The organism is Streptomyces sp. NPDC048002, from assembly GCF_040653275.1.
Classification (GTDB): domain Bacteria; phylum Actinomycetota; class Actinomycetes; order Streptomycetales; family Streptomycetaceae; genus Streptomyces.
In genome coordinates this window covers 25,328-43,312 of sequence record NZ_JBEZNL010000014.1, presented here as the reverse complement: position 1 = coordinate 43,312, position 17,985 = coordinate 25,328, and the positions used below count along the sequence as shown (strand labels likewise).

Annotated in this window: 20 protein-coding genes; 4 read left to right on the top strand and 16 right to left on the bottom strand. The window is 71.2% G+C overall.

What is annotated here, in order from left to right; all coding sequences use genetic code 11:
- Positions 1-446 precede the first annotated feature (446 nt).
- A complete protein-coding gene (locus tag AB0E07_RS19150; RefSeq protein WP_362252974.1) occupies positions 447-1,868 on the bottom strand; it encodes a hypothetical protein in 1,422 nt (473 codons plus the stop codon).
- A gap of 275 nt (positions 1,869-2,143) precedes the next feature.
- Between AB0E07_RS19150 and AB0E07_RS19145 the strand changes: the two genes are divergently transcribed.
- Positions 2,144-3,973, top strand: a complete 1,830-nt coding sequence (locus tag AB0E07_RS19145) for an endonuclease/exonuclease/phosphatase family protein (protein ID WP_362252972.1) — start codon at positions 2,144-2,146, stop codon at positions 3,971-3,973.
- Positions 3,974-4,041: 68 nt separating this feature from the next.
- On the opposite strand, the gene AB0E07_RS19140 is transcribed toward AB0E07_RS19145, so the two are convergent.
- The 3 genes from AB0E07_RS19140 to AB0E07_RS19130 all read right to left on the bottom strand — a co-directional run bounded on the left by AB0E07_RS19140 (position 4,042) and on the right by AB0E07_RS19130 (position 5,596).
- The gene (locus AB0E07_RS19140) at positions 4,042-4,722 is read right to left on the bottom strand and encodes an antibiotic biosynthesis monooxygenase (protein WP_362252970.1); all 681 of its coding nucleotides are present in this window, start codon (positions 4,720-4,722) and stop codon (positions 4,042-4,044) included.
- Positions 4,723-4,787: 65 nt separating this feature from the next.
- Positions 4,788-5,462, bottom strand: a complete 675-nt coding sequence (locus AB0E07_RS19135; RefSeq protein ID WP_362252968.1) for a hypothetical protein — start codon at positions 5,460-5,462, stop codon at positions 4,788-4,790.
- The gene (locus AB0E07_RS19130) at positions 5,459-5,596 is read right to left on the bottom strand and encodes a hypothetical protein (RefSeq protein ID WP_362252965.1); all 138 of its coding nucleotides are present in this window, start codon (positions 5,594-5,596) and stop codon (positions 5,459-5,461) included. Before AB0E07_RS19130 ends, AB0E07_RS19135 begins: the two co-directional genes overlap by 4 nt.
- 159 nt (positions 5,597-5,755) lie before the next feature.
- On the opposite strand from AB0E07_RS19130, the gene dapA reads away from it, so the two are divergent.
- Both dapA and AB0E07_RS19120 read left to right on the top strand, forming a co-directional pair.
- Complete coding sequence (dapA, locus tag AB0E07_RS19125) at positions 5,756-6,649, top strand: 4-hydroxy-tetrahydrodipicolinate synthase (protein WP_362252962.1); 894 nt, start codon at positions 5,756-5,758, stop codon at positions 6,647-6,649.
- A 60-nt stretch (positions 6,650-6,709) separates the two neighbouring features.
- Positions 6,710-7,213, top strand: coding sequence for a hypothetical protein (locus tag AB0E07_RS19120; RefSeq protein ID WP_362252959.1), 504 nt, complete (start codon positions 6,710-6,712; stop codon positions 7,211-7,213).
- A 57-nt stretch (positions 7,214-7,270) separates the two neighbouring features.
- On the opposite strand, the gene dapD is transcribed toward AB0E07_RS19120, so the two are convergent.
- From dapD to AB0E07_RS19100, 4 genes are all read right to left on the bottom strand, one after another.
- The gene (gene dapD, locus AB0E07_RS19115; RefSeq protein WP_362252956.1) at positions 7,271-8,260 is read right to left on the bottom strand and encodes a 2,3,4,5-tetrahydropyridine-2,6-dicarboxylate N-succinyltransferase; all 990 of its coding nucleotides are present in this window, start codon (positions 8,258-8,260) and stop codon (positions 7,271-7,273) included.
- Positions 8,261-8,333: 73 nt separating this feature from the next.
- Entirely contained in the window at positions 8,334-8,882 is a 549-nt protein-coding gene (locus tag AB0E07_RS19110; RefSeq protein ID WP_362252953.1) for a TetR family transcriptional regulator, read from the bottom strand.
- Complete coding sequence (locus tag AB0E07_RS19105) at positions 8,882-9,202, bottom strand: multidrug efflux SMR transporter (protein WP_362252950.1); 321 nt, start codon at positions 9,200-9,202, stop codon at positions 8,882-8,884. The genes AB0E07_RS19110 and AB0E07_RS19105 overlap by 1 nt, the downstream gene beginning before the upstream one ends.
- Before the next feature lie 41 nt (positions 9,203-9,243).
- The gene (locus tag AB0E07_RS19100; protein ID WP_362252947.1) at positions 9,244-10,227 is read right to left on the bottom strand and encodes a sulfotransferase; all 984 of its coding nucleotides are present in this window, start codon (positions 10,225-10,227) and stop codon (positions 9,244-9,246) included.
- Positions 10,228-10,514: 287 nt separating this feature from the next.
- Here AB0E07_RS19100 and AB0E07_RS19095 point away from each other — a divergent pair, with 287 nt between their 5' ends.
- Positions 10,515-11,312, top strand: coding sequence for an AbfB domain-containing protein (locus tag AB0E07_RS19095; RefSeq protein WP_362252943.1), 798 nt, complete (start codon positions 10,515-10,517; stop codon positions 11,310-11,312).
- A gap of 112 nt (positions 11,313-11,424) precedes the next feature.
- Here AB0E07_RS19095 and AB0E07_RS19090 read toward each other — a convergent pair whose 3' ends face one another.
- The 8 genes from AB0E07_RS19090 to AB0E07_RS19055 form a co-directional block, all read right to left on the bottom strand.
- Entirely contained in the window at positions 11,425-11,757 is a 333-nt protein-coding gene (locus tag AB0E07_RS19090) for a metal-sulfur cluster assembly factor (RefSeq protein WP_351929299.1), read from the bottom strand.
- Complete coding sequence (gene sufU, locus AB0E07_RS19085; protein WP_362252939.1) at positions 11,754-12,221, bottom strand: Fe-S cluster assembly sulfur transfer protein SufU; 468 nt, start codon at positions 12,219-12,221, stop codon at positions 11,754-11,756. The genes AB0E07_RS19090 and sufU overlap by 4 nt, the downstream gene beginning before the upstream one ends.
- 15 nt (positions 12,222-12,236) lie before the next feature.
- Positions 12,237-13,493, bottom strand: coding sequence for a cysteine desulfurase (locus tag AB0E07_RS19080; protein WP_362252936.1), 1,257 nt, complete (start codon positions 13,491-13,493; stop codon positions 12,237-12,239).
- A complete protein-coding gene (gene sufC / locus AB0E07_RS19075; protein WP_362252933.1) occupies positions 13,490-14,254 on the bottom strand; it encodes a Fe-S cluster assembly ATPase SufC in 765 nt (254 codons plus the stop codon). Before sufC ends, AB0E07_RS19080 begins: the two co-directional genes overlap by 4 nt.
- A 7-nt stretch (positions 14,255-14,261) precedes the next feature.
- Positions 14,262-14,582, bottom strand: coding sequence for a non-heme iron oxygenase ferredoxin subunit (locus AB0E07_RS19070; RefSeq protein ID WP_362252931.1), 321 nt, complete (start codon positions 14,580-14,582; stop codon positions 14,262-14,264).
- Positions 14,579-15,766 (bottom strand): Fe-S cluster assembly protein SufD, encoded by a 1,188-nt coding sequence (gene sufD, locus AB0E07_RS19065; RefSeq protein ID WP_362252928.1) that lies wholly within the window; start codon positions 15,764-15,766, stop codon positions 14,579-14,581. Before sufD ends, AB0E07_RS19070 begins: the two co-directional genes overlap by 4 nt.
- A gap of 62 nt (positions 15,767-15,828) precedes the next feature.
- Positions 15,829-17,250: a Fe-S cluster assembly protein SufB gene (sufB, locus tag AB0E07_RS19060; RefSeq protein WP_362252926.1), complete on the bottom strand. Its 1,422-nt coding sequence runs from the start codon at positions 17,248-17,250 to the stop codon at positions 15,829-15,831.
- Positions 17,247-17,966, bottom strand: a complete 720-nt coding sequence (locus AB0E07_RS19055) for a metalloregulator ArsR/SmtB family transcription factor (RefSeq protein ID WP_362252923.1) — start codon at positions 17,964-17,966, stop codon at positions 17,247-17,249. Before AB0E07_RS19055 ends, sufB begins: the two co-directional genes overlap by 4 nt.
- Positions 17,967-17,985 lie beyond the last annotated feature (19 nt).

Genomic DNA, 17,985 nt, shown 5'->3' with positions numbered 1-17,985 from the left:
GACCTGGGCAGACGACGCGTCGGGCCCTGGGCATACGGCCCGTCCGGCCCCTGGGCATACGGCCCGTCCGGCCCCTGGGCATACGGCCCGTCCGGCGCCTATGCACACGGCCTTCCATCCGGGCCACGTCCTGGCCGCGTCCGGGCCGCGTCCGGGGCCTGCCGACGTTCACCAACCCGCGTCCGGGCCCAGGAGCGCCGCTGCCCCGTCTCCAGGCCCGTGGAGAGCCGCTGCCCCCTCCAGACCCCGGATGACCCGAGCCCGCCCAGCCCGAGCGCCCCCGGCGTCCGGCGCACCTCAGCCCCGCGCACCTCAGCCCCGCGCACCTCAGCCCCGCGCACCTCAGCCCCGCCTGCCTCAGCCCCGCGCACCTCAGCCCCGCCTGCCTCAGCCCCGCCTGCCTCAGCCCCGCCTGCCTCAGCCCCGCGCACCTCAGCCCCGCGTGCTCAGCCCTGCGAGCGCGCCTTGAACGCCGCCTTGCGGGCCTCCTTGGCGATGCGCTTGTCCGGGTGGAGCCGGCCCATCGCCTCCAGGACCTCCGCGGTGGCCGGATGCTCCACCCGCCAGGCCGTCGCGAAGAAGCCGCTGTGCTGTTCGGCGAGCCCGGAGACCAGGGCCCGCAGCTCCTCGGAGTTCCCCTCGGCGGCGAGTTGGGCGGCGACCGTGTCGATGGTCAGCCAGAAGACGAGTTCCTCGGAGGGCGCGGGGACGTCCGTGGCGCCGTGCTCGGCGAGCCATACCCGGGCCAGCCCGCCCAGTTCGGGATCGTCGAGGACCTCGCGCAGGGCCGGCTCGGCCTCCGCGCCCACCAGCGACAGCGCCTGCTGGCAGCGCAGTCGGCGCAGGGGCGCCCCGGCGTCCGAGCCCCGGGCGGCGGAGAGCAACTCCCGCGCCGCGGGCAGTGCCTGACGCTCGGTCAGCCACTGCTCGGTCTCGGCCTGCGCGGCACCGGGCGGGAACTCGGCGGTGCCGTCGAGCAGCGCGTCGGCGCCCTTGTCGGCGAGGTCGCCGACGGCGGGTGCCTCGAACCCCGCCTCCAGCAGCCGCGCGCGCAGGCCGTAGAGCCCGAGCGGGGTCAGGCGCACCATGCCGTAGCGGGAGACGTCCGTCTCGTCGACCGGCGCGGACGGCTCCTCGTCGGCGTCGGCCATCAGCGCCTCGTCGACGGGCCGGTACGCGACCAGACCGACCGGCTCCAGCATCCGGAACTGGTCGTCGAGCCGCATCATCGCGTCGGAGACCTGCTCCAGCACGTCGTTGGTGGGCTCCCCCATGTCGCTGGGCACGATCACCGAGGCGGCCAGGGCGGGCAGCGGCACCGGCGCCTCGCCGGGTCCGTCCTCGCTGACGGTCAGCAGGTACAGGTTGCCGAGCACCCCGTCGAGGAAGTCCGCCTCGGCCTCGGGGTCCCAGTCGAGCCGGGAGAAGTCGATCTCGCCGCCCTCGTCCATGGCGTCGACCAGGTCGTCGAGGTCGGGCACGGAGGCGTCCGCCAGCACCGTCTCCAGCGCGGCGAGCCAGACCGCGAGCACGTCGTGCGGGGAGCCTCCGGTGAGCGCGGCCAAGTCCTCGCCGGCCGCGACGGTGCCCTCCTCCTCGTCGGTGATCTCGACGAGCCCGGCGTCGACGGCGACCCGCCATGCCTCACTGGCGTCGGCGGCGGCGTCGTCGCCGGTCAGCCCGAGTTCCTCGGCGGCGGCGGGGAGCTGCTCCTCGGCGAGCCCGCCCCCGGCGTCGACACGGGTGCCGGGTCCGGCCCAGCGGGCGAGCCGGGCGGCCCGGGAGAGCAGCGGCGTGGACAGCGCGTCCCGCGCCAGCTCCGCTTCGGGACGCAGCCGCACCGGCGGCAGGGGGGAGCTGTCTGACATCGGCTGGTTCTCCTCGGGCACGTCGTACGACTCAGCCGCTCAGCCTAGACCGCTTTGGCCCCATGCCGCCCGGTTCATCTACCCGTTGGCCGGTGTACATGGCCGAAACCTTGACAAGTGGCGTGACCAGGCAGGAGATTACGCGCGTAGACATTCGAAGGACAGCTGTTCACCGAATCTCTACGCGCGTCGCGCCGGTCCGCCGGTCGCGGCTCCCACACTTCTGATGCACCACCCTCGTCCCGGCGCCCACGCACGTCCCCGGAGGGATTCCGTTGCCGAGCAAGTCGTCCGCGCGCCTCGCCGCGCTCACCGTCGCCGCGGTGTGTTCCGCCGCGTCCACCATCGTTCTGACCTCTCCCGCGCACGCCGACTCGGTGCGCATCCACGACATCCAGGGCTCCACCCGGATATCCCCGTACGCCGGCCAGACGGTCACCGACGTGACGGGCATCGTCACCGGCATCCGTACCTACGGCTCGTCCCGCGGCTTCTGGATCCAGGACCCCAACCCGGACGCCGACCCCGCCACCAGCGAGGGCGTCTTCGTCTTCACCAGCTCGACCCCCAAGGGCGTGGCCGTCGGCGACCTGGTGTCGGTCTCCGGCACCGTCACCGAGTACGTGCCCGGCGGTGCCACCTCCGGCAACCAGGCGCTGACCGAGATCACCCGGCCGACCTTCACCGTGGTCTCCAGCGGCAACGCGGTCCCGGCCGCGACGGTCGTCAACTCCCGTACGGTGCCGGGCGCTTACACCCCCGAGGGCGACAGTGCCGCCGGCAACTCGATCAACGGGCTGACCCTGCGGCCGTCGAAGTACGCCCTCGACCTGTACGAGTCCCTGGAGGGCATGAACGTCCAGGTCTCCGACACCCGCGTGGTCGGCGCGACCGACCCGTACACCGAGCTGTGGGTCACGGTGAAGCCGTGGGAGAACCGCAGCTCGGGCGGCGGCACGGTGTACGGCTCGTACACCTCGCAGAACACCGGCCGGATCCAGATCCAGTCGCTGGGCGCGAGCGCCGACTTCCCGAAGGCGAACGTCGGTGACACCCTCGCCGGCACCACCGCGGGCCCGCTGGACTACAACCAGTACGGCGGCTACACCCTGGTCGCCAACCAGCTCGGCACGCTGGAGAGCGGCGGCCTGGAGCGGGAGACCACGCAGAAGCAGAAGCGGGGCGAGCTGGCGGTCGCCACCTACAACGTCGAGAACCTCGACCCGTCCGACACCACCTTCGACGCGCACGCCGCCGCGATCGTGCACAACCTCCGGTCGCCCGACATCGTGTCCCTGGAGGAGATCCAGGACAACAACGGCGCGGTCAACGACGGCACGGTCGCCGCCGACCAGACGCTCCAGAAGCTGATCGACGCGATCGTCGCCGCGGGCGGCCCCCGCTACGAGTGGCGTTCGATCGACCCGGCGAACAACACCGACGGCGGCGAGCCCGGCGGCAACATCCGCCAGGCGTTCCTGTTCAACCCGGAGCGGGTCTCCTTCACCGACCGCGCGGGCGGCGACGCCACGACGGCCGCCGGTGTCACCGAGGTGCGCGGCAAGGCCGCCCTGACGGTCTCCCCGGGCCGGATCGACCCGGCGAACGCGGCCTGGAGCTCCAGCCGCAAGCCCCTGGCCGGCGAGTTCTCCTTCCGGGGCCGCACGGTCTTCGTGATCGCCAACCACTTCAACTCCAAGGGCGGCGACCAGGGTCTGACCTCGCAGTACCAGCCGGTGGCGCGCAGCTCGGAGACCCAGCGTCACCAGCAGGCGACCCTGGTGAACGCCTTCGTCAAGGACATCCTCGCCACGCAGAAGAACGCGGACGTCGTCACGCTCGGCGACATCAACGACTTCGAGTTCTCCGACACCGCGAAGATCCTGGAGAGCGACGGCGCCCTGTGGTCGGCGGTCAAGTCGCTGCCGCGCGGCGAGCGTTACTCGTACGTCTACCAGGGCAACAGCCAGGTCCTGGACCAGATCCTGGTCAGCCCGTCGATCCGGCGCGGCTGCGACTTCGAGTACGACAGCGTGCACATCAACGCGGAGTTCAACGACCAGATCAGCGACCACGACCCGCAGGTGCTGCGCTTCAAGCCGTGACCCCGCCTTCGGTCAGGGGCCGGCCGGACCTCTCGTCCGGCCGGCCCCCGGCCGACGGGCCCCGGCGTTCAGGGCACCAGACCGAGCGCGTGCCGGTACCGGCTGCCGCTGAACCCCTTCACCCCCGGGTACGTCCGCACCCGCTCCCACGGGGGTGACTCCGGCCCGCCGATCGCCTCGTCGTAGGCCCGGTCGTTCTCCCACTCGGCGTAGTTGAGGACGTGCGTGCCGTCGGCGCCGAGGTGGAAGTGGGCGGAGATCAGGCCGGGGTCGGCGTCCGGCCCGGCCAGGGCGTCGAGCACGAGGTCCACCCAGTGGGTCCGCCGCCCGGCCGCGTCCGGCTCGAAGTCGATGCGGACGGTCACGATCAGGCCCGGCACCCGGGTGTCCCCGGCGGCCCGCTCCCGGCTGCGGTAGCGCCGGTAGCGGTCGAGGCGGACCCGTTCGATGCCGGGCACGGCGGTGTCGATCTCGTCGTTGCGCTCCTGACGGCGGGTCTTGACGAAGGCCTCGTAGCCCTGCTCGCTGCGCCACTGGGAGTGGTGCAGCAGGGTCGTGCCGTCGTGGCCGGCGTAGAGGTGGTAGCCGAGCAGGTCGGCGCTGCCCCAGGGGCGGCGCTCCCAGGTGCGGGCGACGGCCTCGACGGTCTCCGCCTGGCGCTCGGGGCTGCCGACCCGCCAGGTGCTGAAGAAGGGTGCCCCGGTCTCGGGGCGGGTGAGGTCGGGGTGGGCGTGGGTGCGGCTGGTCATGGCCGGCCTCCGGTACGTCGGTGATCGGTACGCCGACCACCCTCCGACCTCAACCTTGGTCGAGGTCAAGTCCCCTTCTGCTCGGGCCCGTTGTCGCCGAGCCGGGTCAGCTGGGTCTGGAACCAGTCGAGGCGGGCCTGCAACAGGGCTGCCTCGGCCGCCAGTTCGGGCACTCCGAGTTCCTCCGCCGCGGCGACCGGCGCGCCCTTTCGGGCCACCACCCGCAGCCCCTCCCCGGCCAGCCGCGCGAATCCGGCGAGCGTGACGGACCTGCGGACGCCCAGGCAGACGGCGCAGGCGGGCGCCAGGCCCAGCCAACCCGGTCTGCCCCAGCCCGCGTCGGCCAGCGCGACGGCGACGGCACCGCAGGCGCACGGGCCCACGGTGGCGGTGCGCACCCGCTGGCGGGCGTAGCGGAACCCGAGTTCGAAGCGGAGGTAGCGGCCGAGCACCGTGACCTCCAGCAGCACGGCCGTACGGTGCTCCGCCGTGCACAACAGGGCCTCGGCGGCCGTCCGTTCGTGCACGCAGTGGAAGCCGCAGTCGCAGCGCCGGTGCGGTGCCGGGTGCCTGAGGCCGTAGACGCAGGACGCGTCGGCCAGGACTCCGTACGGCAGGGCGCCGCCCAGGGACACGCCGGTGAAGCCCGCCCGGCCGCCGTCCTGGGACAGCACCGGGTGAGCGATCTTGTATCCGGTCGGCGGCTCCGCAGGGCGTTCCTCCGGAAGCCGCAGCCTCATCGGGCCGCCGGAACCTCTTCGGGGGCCTTCGCCTCCGCGATCTCCTCGACGCGCTCCGGGAGTCGGAGTTCCTCGTGGTCGATCCGCGGCCGCTCCTCGGCGACTCCGGTGGCGAGTGCCTTGCCGAGCTTCATGACGCCTCCAGGACCTGTGGTCGTTGACCGTCCGCCCATGGTGACCCATGACGCCCCGGTTTGGACATAGGGCCTCCATCGGATCAATCAGCTTTACTTAGCAATACTGCTTAGAAAATTTAAGTGGAGCTTCACAGTACTGGTGCCGAGACTACTCCCATGACGACCACCGACTCCCCCTTCGGCCGCGCACTGTGCGCGATGATCACCCCCTTCACGGCGGAGGGAGCCCTCGACCTCGACGGGGCGCAGCGCCTCGCCGCGCACCTGGTCGACGAGGGCTGCGAGGGCCTGGTGCTCTCCGGCACCACCGGCGAGTCCCCGACCACCTCGGACGAGGAGAAGACCCTTCTGGTGCGCGCGGTCCGGGAGGCCGTGGGCGGCCGGGCGAACGTGCTGGCCGGGGTGGGCACCTTCGACACCCGGCACACCGTGGAGGGCGCCCTGGCGGCCGAGAAGGCGGGCGCGGACGGACTGCTGGTGGTGGCGCCGTACTACAGCAGGCCGCCGCAGGACGCGCTCGAAGCGCACTTCGTGGAGGTCGCCGACGCCTGCGGCCTGCCGCTCACCGTCTACGACATCCCGGCCCGCACGGGCGTCCGCGTCGAGCCGGAGACGATGCTGCGCCTCGCCGAGCACCCGAGGATCGTGGCGGTGAAGGACTGCTCGGGCGACTTCCTCGCCGCCCAGAAGGTCATCTCCCGTACGGGGCTGGCGTACTACGCGGGCTGCGACGAGCACAACCTCGCGCTGTACGCGGTCGGCGGCGCGGGCTGGGTGAGCACCGTCGCCAACGCGGCACCGGCTCAACTCCGTTCCGTCCTGGACGCGTTCGACGCCGGGCGGACCGCGGAGGCCGCCGCCCTCCAGCGACGGGCCACCCCGCTGATCGAGGCGCTGATGCACACGGGCCTGCCCGGCACGGTCACCGCCAAGGCCCTGCTCGCCCGCCTGGGCCTCCCCGCGGGCCCGGTCCGCGCCCCCCTGCGCCCGGCCCCCGCCGAGACGGCCGACGGACTGCTGCGGACGTACGAGGAACTCGTCGCCGCCTGACCGCCCGCACCGCGGGAAAAGCCCCCGCGTCGCACGGAACCCCTCCCGTACGGTGGGCGTGTGACCCGGCCCCTGCTCTTCCTGGACGTCGACGGCCCCCTGAACCCGTGGGCCGCGAAGCCCGAGCGGCGGCCGGAGGGCTACACCACGATCAGGGCCACCGCCGGCCCGGGGCGCCCCCTGCGGGTCTGGCTGAATCCCGCGCACGGTCCGGCGCTGCTCGCCCTGGACTACGACCTGTGCTGGGCCACCACGTGGATGGACGCGGCCAATCGCTGGATCGGGCCGGTCGTGGGCCTGCCCCGGCTGCCCTGGGTCGACTTCGGCGAGAGCCTGTTCGCCGAGCGCCCGGACGGCGTGCACTGGAAAACGGCGACGCTCGTGGAGTACGCGGCGGGCCGCCCGTTCGCGTGGGTGGACGACGAACAGGGCCCGGCGGACGAGGCGTACGTGGCGGCGCACCACGCGGGGCCGGCGCTGCTGCACCACGTGAATCCGAGGATCGGGCTGAGGGAGCCCGACTTCGCGGCGCTGCGGGACTTCGCGGAGGGCGTGAAAGCGTGAGGGGGAGCCGGGGGCCGACCCGCGGCTCCCCGGCTCCCCGACTCACGCTGACGGAACCTAGTTGTGGCTGTGCAGGATCTCGTTCAGGCCGCCCCACACCGCGTTGTTCGGGCGGGCCTCCACCGTGCCGGTGACGGAGTTGCGGCGGAAGAGGATGTTGGACGCGCCGGACAGCTCGCGGGCCTTGACGACCTGGCCGTCGGGCATGGTGACCCGGGTGCCGGCGGTGACGTACAGACCGGCCTCCACCACGCACTCGTCGCCCAGCGCGATGCCGACACCGGCCTCGGCGCCGACCAGACACCGCTCGCCGATGGAGATGATCACGTTGCCGCCGCCGGAGAGCGTGCCCATGGTGGAGGCGCCGCCGCCGATGTCCGAGCCGTCGCCGACGACGACGCCCGCGGAGATGCGGCCCTCGACCATCGAGGTGCCCAGGGTGCCCGCGTTGAAGTTGACGAAGCCCTCGTGCATCACCGTGGTGCCCTCGGCGAGGTGCGCGCCGAGCCGGACCCGGTCCGCGTCGGCGATCCGGACGCCCTTGGGCGCCACGTAGTCCGTCATGCGCGGGAACTTGTCGACGGACGTCACCTGGAGGTGCAGCCCCTCGGCGCGGGCGTTGAGACGGACCTTCTCGATGTCGTCGACGGCGACCGGGCCGAGCGAGGTCCAGGCGACGTTGGCCAGGAAGCCGAACATGCCGTCCAGGCTCTGGCCGTGCGGCTTGACCAGGCGGTGGGAGAGCAGGTGCAGTCGGAGGTAGACGTCGTGCGCGTCGGTCGGCTTCGCGTCGAGCGAGGAGATGACCGTGCGGACCGCGACCACCTCGACGCCCCGGCGGGCGTCCGGTCCGATCGCCTTCGCCGCGCCCTCGCCGAGCAGTTCCACGGCCCGCTCGGCGGAGAGCCGTTCGGTGCCGGACGGGCCGGGCTCGGCGGCGAGCTCCGGAGCGGGGAACCAGGTGTCGAGGACGGTGCCGTCGGCGGCGATCGTGGCGAGGCCGGCGGCAACGGCGCCGGTGGTGCGAGCTGCGGTCGTGTCGGTCATGAGGGCAACCTAACTTGGCGGGGGCCGCGGGGGCGAACCGGTGCCCGCGACATCTCACGTGCCGGGCGGCCGTTCAGCCGACAGGGTCACCGATGACGCGCCGCAGCACCTCGCGCGCGTACTCCTCGTCGTAGGGCACCCCGGTGAGCAGGACCTGGAGGCAGATGCCGTCCAGGAGCGCCACCAGGGCCCGCGCCGTGACCGGGTCCGTGCGGCGGCCGAGGAGTTCCGCGAGGTCCGCCGCCCACTCGGCGGCCACCGGGCGCAGGGCGGGACGGCGCAGGGCGGCCAGGTACAGCTCGTACTCCAGCTCCACTCCCGTGCGGTCGCCGGCGAGCCACGCGCCGATCCAGGCCGCGAGTTCGCCGGCCAGGTCGGCGGCCGGGTCGGTCAGGTCCGCGCGGGCGGCCACGACCTTGGCGAAGCCCTCGTTGGCCTGGCGCAGCGCGGCGACCATCAGCTCGTCGAGGGTGGCGAAGTGGTACGTCGTCGAGCCGAGCGGAACGTCCGCCTCGGCGGCGACCGAGCGGTGGGTCAGGCCCGCGAGTCCCTTCTCGCCCACGACCCGGATCGCGGCGTCGATGATCCGTTGCCGCCGCTCGGGGTCGTGCCGCCGGGCCATCAGTGCGCGCCGCCCAGGTTCAGGACGACGACGCCCGCGACGATCAGCAGGATGCCCGCGACCTTGGTGACGGTCAGCGCCTCACCGAAGGCCACCAGTCCGATGACGGCGATGCTCGCGGTGCCGACGCCCGCCCAGATGGCGTAGGCGGCGCCGATACCGACCGTCTTCAGGGTCTGGGCGAGCAGCACGAAGGAGACGACGTACCCGAGTGCCGTCAGCAGCGACGGCCAGAGCCTGCTGAAACCGTCGCTGTACTTCATGGCGGTGGTCGCGGCCACCTCGGCCGCTATGGCGCCGGCGAGCGTCAGGTAACCCATGCGTACAAGCGTACACAGCTATGTGTACGTGCGTACACAAATCAGATCGGGACCGAGGCGACCGGTCCCGGCTCGCGCAGCCGCGTCAGACGGTCCACGGTGTGCCGTTTGACGCGGGCCGCGGCGCGCAGGGCCGCCACCTTCCGGTAGCGCAGCAGTTCGGCGGGGTCGGGAGGTACGGCCCCGCTGAGCCCGTAGCCGTGGCGCAGCAGCCGCTCCCCCAGCACCGCCTCGCACAGCCGGATCTGATCCGGCGTCAGCCTCAGCTGCCAGCTGCCCGCCCGTGAGACGTCCAGCGCGCCGTGGGTGCGCCGGTGCCAGGTCTTGCGGGCGGGCACCGCGGTCCCCGCGAGGCGGTACGGCTCGGCCATCCCCGGGTCGTACTCCTCGCCCAGATAGGCGCAGAGGGCGCGCAGCCGGCCCTCCGGATCGGCCACGAGATCCTCGAACCGGAGTTCGTGCCAGGAGTCCGGGCCCAGTCGGCGCGCGCACCGCCGGGTCACGTCCATCACCTGCGCCCAGGTCGCCACCGCCTCGTGGAAACCCCGGTGCCACCAGGGCATCCCGAGCAGCGAGGCCACGCAGTCCCGTCCGTCGCGCACCAGGTGCACGAACTGCGCGTCCGGGAAGAGCCGCAGGATCTCCGTCACGTGCAGGGCGTACGCGGGCCGTTTGTCGCCCCAGCGGGCCTTGCCGTGCCGCTCTGCGTACGCCCGCAGCGGGACGCCGAGGGCCGAACCGAGCGTCGGCGGGCCGACTGCGATGCGGTCGGCCACCGCGGTCGCGTCCAGGCCGAGTTCGTCGAAGCGCGTCTGGGGCCGCGCGGTGATCCAGCGGGCGAGCGCCGCGCGGTTGCCGTCGTCCCGCAGGTCCCCGAAGCCCAGCCGGCTCTCGTAGGCGGGCAGCACGAACCGGGTCTCCGGTGGCAGCGCCATCCGGGGATGCGCGTGCAGCATCAGCTGGAGAAGGGTGGTGCCCGACCGGGGGCAGCCGAGGACGAAGACGGGACGCGTACGGGTAGCCACGCTTCCACAGTGCCTCGGGCGGATGAGACAGCCCTGGGGCGACACTGAGAAAGCAATGTGGAATGCGGTGGGACAACGGTGCGGAAGGCGGCGCGGAAGGCGGTGCGGAAGGCGGCGCGGAACGGAGCGGGGAAGGCGGTGGGGAATGCCGCGTGGAAAGCGCTCGCTTCAATTGCTCAAACGCCTGCTCGAACCGCCTCACCCTCCACTACTGTTTCACCGTTCGTACACCGGGCCATCGCAAGCCGCGGCCGTCCCCCCACCCTCCCGCCGCCGAAGGAACGCGCATGCCACACACCCCGTCCCGGCCCCCCGAGGAGCGTCCCTGGGAGAGCGGCTGGGCGCCCGACGGCAGCCGGGTCCCGGGCACCCGCCGCCTCTGGCTCGCCGGGGCCCTCGCCCTCGCCACGATCGCCGGGTGCGTGACGGCGATCGCCATGACCCGCAGGCCCGCCGACGAACCGTCACCGTCCGCGGCGCCCTCGACGACCACCGCTCCCCCGGGCCTGATCTCCTACGCGAGCCCGTCCGCGAGCACCGGCGCCTCCGCCGGCCCGCGCCGCAGTCCGTCCGCGAGCCGGAGCCCGAGCGCGACCCGCACCGCCCCGGCCACCGCGCCCAGCCGCACTCCCGCCCGCCCCTCCGCCACCTCGGCGGCCTCCGAACCGGCCCCCGAACCGGCCTCCGAACCGACCGCCGACCTGCGCACGGTCCGCTCGGTCAACTACCCGGACCGCTCCTGGGAGGTGAGCGACGGCCTGGTCCGCCTGACCTCGTCCCCGGACGCCTTCGAGCTGGTCGAGGGCCTGGCCGAGCCGTCCTGCTACACCTTCGCCACGGCCGACGGCCGCTACCTGCGCCACCAGAACTTCGTCCTGCGCGCCGAACGCGACGACGACTCCGCCCTGTTCGCCAAGGACGCCACCTTCTGCCCGCGCGCCGGCTCACCGAGCGGCGCGGTCATGCTGGAGTCGGTGAACTACCCGGGCCGCTATCTGCGCCACAAGAACTTCCGGCTCCGGCTGGATCCCTACCAGTCGAGCGAGCTGTTCCGCGCGGACGCGTCGTTCCGGCTGGTGGGCTGAGGGGTTGGTGGGCTGAGGGGTTGGTGGGCTGAGGGGTTGGTGGGCTGAGGGAACACGGAAGCGGCGGCGCCCCCGTGAGGGCACCGCCGCTTGCCGGTTCGCTGGGTGCGCGTCAGACGTTGAAGCCGAGCGCCCGGAGCTGGTCCCGGCCGTCGTCCGTGATCTTGTCCGGGCCCCACGGCGGCATCCAGACCCAGTTGATGCGCAGCTCGTTGACGAGGCCGTCCGTGGCGGACTTGGCCTGGTCCTCGATGACATCGGTCAGCGGACAGGCCGCCGAGGTCAGGGTCATGTCGATCGTCGCGATGTTCGCGTCGTCGATGTGGATGCCGTAGATCAGGCCGAGGTTGACGACGTCGATGCCCAGCTCGGGGTCGACCACGTCGTACAGGGCCTCGCGGACCTCCTCCTCGGAGGCCGGCTTCATCTCCACGGTGTCACTCATGCCGTCTTCCTTTCGGCGTCGGCTCCGTCCAGGGCCTGGGCCGTCGCGTCCTTCCACGCCATCCAGCTCAGGAGAGCGCACTTGACCCGGGCCGGGTACTTGGAGACACCGGCGAACGCGACCGCGTCCTCCAGCACCTCCTCCATCGCGTCGTCGGGTTCGATCCTGCCCTTGGACTGCATCAGCTCCAGGAAGGTCTCCTGGATGCGCTGCGCGTCCGACAGCTCCTTGCCGACCAGCAGCTCGTTCAGCACGGAGGCGGAGGCCTGGCTGATCGAACAGCCCTGGCCCTCGTACGACACGTCCTTGATGGTCGTGCCGTCGTACTTCACGCGGAGTGTGATCTCGTCGCCGCACGTCGGGTTGACGTGGTGCACCTCGGCGTCACCGTCCCGCAAGCCCCGCCCGTGCGGGTTCTTGTAATGGTCCAGGATGACTTCCTGGTACATCGAATCCAGCTTCATGCGATCGCTCGTCCCCTAGCCGAAGAAGTTCCGTACGTGCTCCAGGCCGTCGACCAGTGCGTCGATCTCGGCCGGGGTGGAGTACAGATAGAACGACGCTCGCGTGGTCGCGGGAATTCCGTAGCGCAGGCAGACCGGACGGGCGCAGTGGTGGCCCACCCGGACCGCGATGCCCTCCTCGTCCAGCACCTGGCCGACGTCGTGCGGGTGGATGTCGCCGAGCGTGAAGGAGATCGCCGCGCCCCGGTCCTCGGCCGTGGTGGGGCCGATGATCCTGAGGTCGGGCACCTCCTGGAGCCGGCGCACCGCGTACTCGGTGAGCGCGTGCTCGTGGGCGAGGATCTTGTCCATGCCGATCGAGTTGAGGTAGTCGATCGCCGCGCCCAGACCGACCGCCTGGGCGATCGGCGGGGTGCCCGCCTCGAACTTGTGCGGAGCGGGGGCGTACGTCGACGAGTGCATCGACACCGTCTCGATCATCTCGCCGCCGCCGAGGAACGGAGGCAGGTCCTCCAGCAGTTCCTGGCGGCCCCAGAGCACACCGATGCCGGTCGGGCCGCACATCTTGTGGCCGGTGAAGGCCACGAAGTCGGCCTGGAGGGCCTGCACGTCCAGCGGCATGTGCGGCGCCGCCTGCGAGGCGTCGATGCAGACCAGCGCACCGACCTCCTGCGCCCGGCGGATGATCGTCTCGACCGGGTTGACCGTGCCGAGGATGTTCGACACCAGAACGAAGGAGACGATCTTCGTCTTCTCGGTGATGATCTCGTCGATGTTCGACAGGTCGAGCCGGCCGTCGTCGGTCAGGCCGAACCACTTCAGCTTCGCGCCCGTGCGCTGCGCGAGCAGCTGCCACGGCACGATGTTGGAGTGGTGCTCCATCTCCGTGATGACGATCTCGGTCTCGGCGTCCACGCGGTAGGGCTCGTCGGCCCAGCCCAGCATGTTCGCCACGAGGTTGAGCGACTCGGAGGCGTTCTTGGTGAAGATCACCTCGTCGCGGCTGGGCGCGTTGATGAACTCGGCGACCTTGTCGCGCGCGCCCTCGTACAGCGCCGTGGCCTCCTCGGCGAGCACATGCACACCGCGGTGGACGTTGGCGTTGTAGCGCTCGTAGTACTCACTCAGGGCGTCCAGCACCTGGCGCGGCTTCTGCGAGGTCGCCGCGTTGTCCAGGTACACGAGCTTCTTGCCGTCGTGGATCTGGCGGTCCAGGACGGGGAAGTCCTTGCGGATCGCCTCGGTGTCGAGGAGGCCCGGCAGCTGTGTCACTCGGATGCGCCACCCTTCGTGTAAGCCTCGTAGCCCTCGTTCTCCAGCTTGTCGGCGAGCTCGGCACCGCCGGACTCGACGATCCTGCCGCCTGCGAAGACGTGCACGTGGTCGGGCTTGATGTAGCGCAGGATGCGCGTGTAGTGCGTGATCAGCAGGGTGCCGACCTCGCCGGTCTCGCGGACGCGGTTGACGCCCTCGGAGACGACGCGCAGGGCGTCGACGTCCAGACCGGAGTCGGTCTCGTCGAGGATCGCGACCTTCGGCTTGAGCAGCTCCAGCTGGAGGATCTCGTGGCGCTTCTTCTCACCGCCGGAGAAGCCCTCGTTGACGTTGCGCTCGGCGAAGGAGGGGTCCATGTTGAGGCGCTCCATGGCCTCCTTGACCTCCTTGACCCAGGTGCGCAGCTTGGGGGCCTCGCCGCGGACGGCGGTGGCGGAGGTGCGCAGGAAGTTCGACACGGAGACACCGGGAACCTCGACCGGGTACTGCATGGCCAGGAAGAGGCCGGCGCGGGCGCGCTCGTCGACGGACATCTCCAGGACGTCCTCGCCGTCGAGGGTGACGGTGCCGCCGGTGATCGTGTACTTCGGGTGACCGGCGAGGGAGTAGGCGAGGGTCGACTTGCCGGAGCCGTTGGGGCCCATGATGGCGTGCGTCTCGCCCTGCTTCACGGTGAGGTCGACGCCCTTGAGGATCTCCTTCTCGGCGTTGTCGGCCTCGACGGTGACGCGCAGGTCTCGGATTTCAAGCGTAGCCATGGGTGCCTCAGGACTCCTGGTTGAGGGAGACGAGCACGTCGTCCCCTTCGATCTTTACGGGGTATACGGGGACGGGGCGCGTCGCGGGAAGGCCGGACGGCTTGCCGGTGCGGAGGTCGAACGCGGAGCCGTGCAGCCAGCACTCGATCTGGCAGTCCTCCACCTCGCCCTCGGAGAGCGAGACGTTCGCGTGGGAGCAGATGTCGTGGATGGCGAACACCTCCCCCTCGGTACGGACGACCGAGACCGGCGTGCCGTCGAGTTCCACCCGCTTCGGGGTGTCCTCCTCCAGCTCGCTCAGCCCGCAGACGCGTACGAAGGTCGTCATGCGACCGAAGCCTCCAGCTCCTCCTCGATCTTCGCGAGGAGCCGCTCCTCGATGTCGGCGACACCGATCTGCTGGACCAGCTCGGCGAAGAAGCCGCGGACGACGAGGCGGCGGGCCTCGTGCTGCGGGATGCCGCGGGACATCAGGTAGAAGAGCTGCTCGTCGTCGAAGCGGCCGGTCGCCGAGGCGTGGCCGGCGCCGACGATCTCGCCGGTCTCGATCTCCAGGTTCGGCACCGAGTCGACGCGGGCGCCGTCGGTGAGGACCAGGTTGCGGTTCATCTCGTAGGTGTCGGTGCCCTCGGCCTTGGCCTCGATCAGCACGTCGCCGATCCACACCGCGTGCGCCTGCTCGCCCTGGAGCGCGCCCTTGTAGACGACGTTCGACTTGCAGTGCGGGGTGTCGTGGTCGACCAGGAGGCGGTGCTCCTGGTGCTGGCCGGCGTCGGTGAAGTACAGGCCGAACAGCTCGGCCTCGCCGCCGGTGCCCGCGTAGTTGACGCGCGGGTGCAGACGCACGACGTCGCCGCCGAAGGTGACCACGACGGACTTGAAGCTCGCGTCCCGGCCGACCAGGGCGTTGTGCTGGCCGACGTGCACGGCCTTGTCGTCCCAGTCCTGGACGGAGACGACGGTCAGCTTGGCGCCGTCGCCGAGGACGTAGTCGACGTTGGCGGCGAGCACCGCGTCACCGGTGTGGTCGATGACCACGACGGCCTCGGCGAAGGCGCCGAGTTCGACGACCTGGTGGCCGAAGGCGGTGCCGCCCTCGCCGTGCACCGCGATGCGGATCGGCTCGGTGAGCACGGTCTCCTTGGGCACGGTGACCACGGAGGCCGCCTCGAAGGCGGAGTACGCCTGGGCCGCGACCCGGTCCACGGGGGTGCCGGCCCGGCCGAGCCGCGCGTCGTCGCGGCCGACGGTCTCGACGACGACACCCGCGGGCGCCTCGACGGTGACCTTCACGCCGTCACCGGTGGCGACGGCGGTGCCGTCGTGCAGGCCGCGCAGGCGCTCCAGAGGAGTGAAGCGCCACTCCTCCTCGCGTCCGTGCGGGACCGGGAAGTCGGCCACGTCGAAGGACGGCGGCGCGCTCATGCGCGTGGCGACGGTCGATTCGGCGGCCACCGCGATGGCGCCTGCGGTGGTGCTGCTGCCCACCGGGGAGTTCTGAGCCTCAGCCATGGCTGTCGGTCTGCTCTCTTTCCTGCGTCAGATGTACTGGCTGCTTGCGGTGCGGGCCGGAACTAGCCGACCGCGCCCTCCATCTGCAGCTCGATCAGCCGGTTGAGTTCGAGGGCGTACTCCATGGGCAGCTCCTTGGCGATCGGCTCGACGAAGCCGCGCACGATCATCGCCATCGCCTCGAACTCGGAGAGTCCGCGGCTCATCAGGTAGAAGAGCTGGTCCTCGGAGACCTTGGAGACGGTCGCCTCGTGGCCCATGGACACGTCGTCCTCGCGGACGTCCACGTAGGGGTACGTGTCGGAGCGGGAGATGGTGTCGACGAGCAGCGCGTCGCACAGCACGTTCGACTTGGATCCGGCGGCGCCCTCACCGATCTCGACGAGACCGCGGTAGGAGGTACGGCCGCCACCGCGCGCCACGGACTTCGAGACGATGTTGGAGGAGGTGTTCGGCGCCATGTGGACCATCTTGGAGCCGGCGTCCTGGTGCTGGCCCTCGCCCGCGAAGGCGATGGACAGGGTCTCGCCCTTGGCGTGCTCGCCCATCAGGTAGACGGCCGGGTACTTCATCGTCACCTTGGAGCCGATGTTGCCGTCGATCCACTCCATGGTCGCGCCCTCGTAGGCGACGGCGCGCTTGGTGACCAGGTTGTAGACGTTGTTCGACCAGTTCTGGATGGTCGTGTAGCGGCAGCGGGCGTTCTTCTTGACGATGATCTCGACGACCGCGGAGTGCAGCGAGTCCGACTTGTAGATCGGGGCGGTGCAGCCCTCGACGTAGTGCACGTAGGCACCCTCGTCGACGATGATCAGGGTCCGCTCGAACTGGCCCATGTTCTCCGTGTTGATCCGGAAGTAGGCCTGGAGCGGGATCTCCACGTGGACGCCCGGCGGGACGTAGATGAAGGAGCCGCCCGACCACACGGCCGTGTTCAGCGACGCGAACTTGTTGTCGCCGACCGGGATGACGGTGCCGAAGTACTCCTTGAAGAGCTCCGGGTGCTCCTTCAGCGCGGTGTCGGTGTCGAGGAAGATGACGCCCTGCTCCTCCAGGTCCTCACGGATCTGGTGGTAGACGACCTCCGACTCGTACTGGGCGGCGACACCGGCGACGAGGCGCTGCTTCTCGGCCTCCGGGATGCCCAGCTTGTCGTAGGTGTTCTTGATGTCCTCGGGCAGGTCCTCCCAGGACTCCGCCTGCTTCTCCGTGGACCGCACGAAGTACTTGATGTTGTCGAAGTCGATGCCCGACAGGTCCGAGCCCCAGTTCGGCATGGGCTTCTTCTCGAACAGGCGCAGGCCCTTGAGCCGCAGCTTGGTCATCCACTCCGGCTCGGACTTCTTGTCCGAGATGTCCTGGACGACAGCCTCGTTCAGGCCGCGCTTCGCCGCTGCACCGGCCTCGTCGGAGTCGGCCCAGCCGTACTCGTACTTGCCCAGACCCTCGAGTTCGGGGTGAGCAGTCTCCGTGGGGAGAGTCATGCGGGGTTCCTCCCGGCCGTGCTTGCAGATGCGTTGTGGGAAATCTTGGGGATGAACGTCGTGCAGACGCCGTCACCGTGCGCGATGGTCGCCAGTCGCTGGACGTGTGTTCCGAGCAGCTGGGAGAAGATCTCGGTCTCCGCCTCGCAGAGCTGCGGGAACTTTTCCGCGACGTGGGCGACGGGGCAGTGGTGCTGGCAGAGCTGCTCGCCGACCGGTGCGCTGCGCGCCGTAGCAGCGTACCCGTCCGCGCTCAAGGCCTTGGCCAGGGCTTCGGTCCGCTGGTCGGGGGCGGCGGCCTCGATGGCCTCGCGGTACGCGGCCGCCTGCTCGGCGATCCTGGCGCGCGCGAAGGCGACGACGGCCTCGTCCCCGCCGAACCGCTCCTGGATCCAGCGCAGGGCGTCGGCGGCGAGCTTGTCGTACGACTGGTCGAAGGCGTCGCGGCCGCAGTCGGTGAGTGCGAAGACCTTGGCGGGGCGTCCCCGGGTGCGGGCGCCGTACACCCGCTGTTCGCGCGCGACCACGACGTCCTCGGCGACGAGCGCGTCGAGGTGCCGTCGTACGGCGGCCGGCGTGAGCTCCAGCCGTCCGGCGAGCTCGGTGACGGTCGACGGGCCGTGGTCCAGGATGGACCGCGCGACCCGGTTGCGGGTGGACGTGTCCGAGCGCAACCCGGCCGCGAGCTCCTCATGGGACTCGCCGACGTTTTTCACAACGCCATTGTTGCGTAAT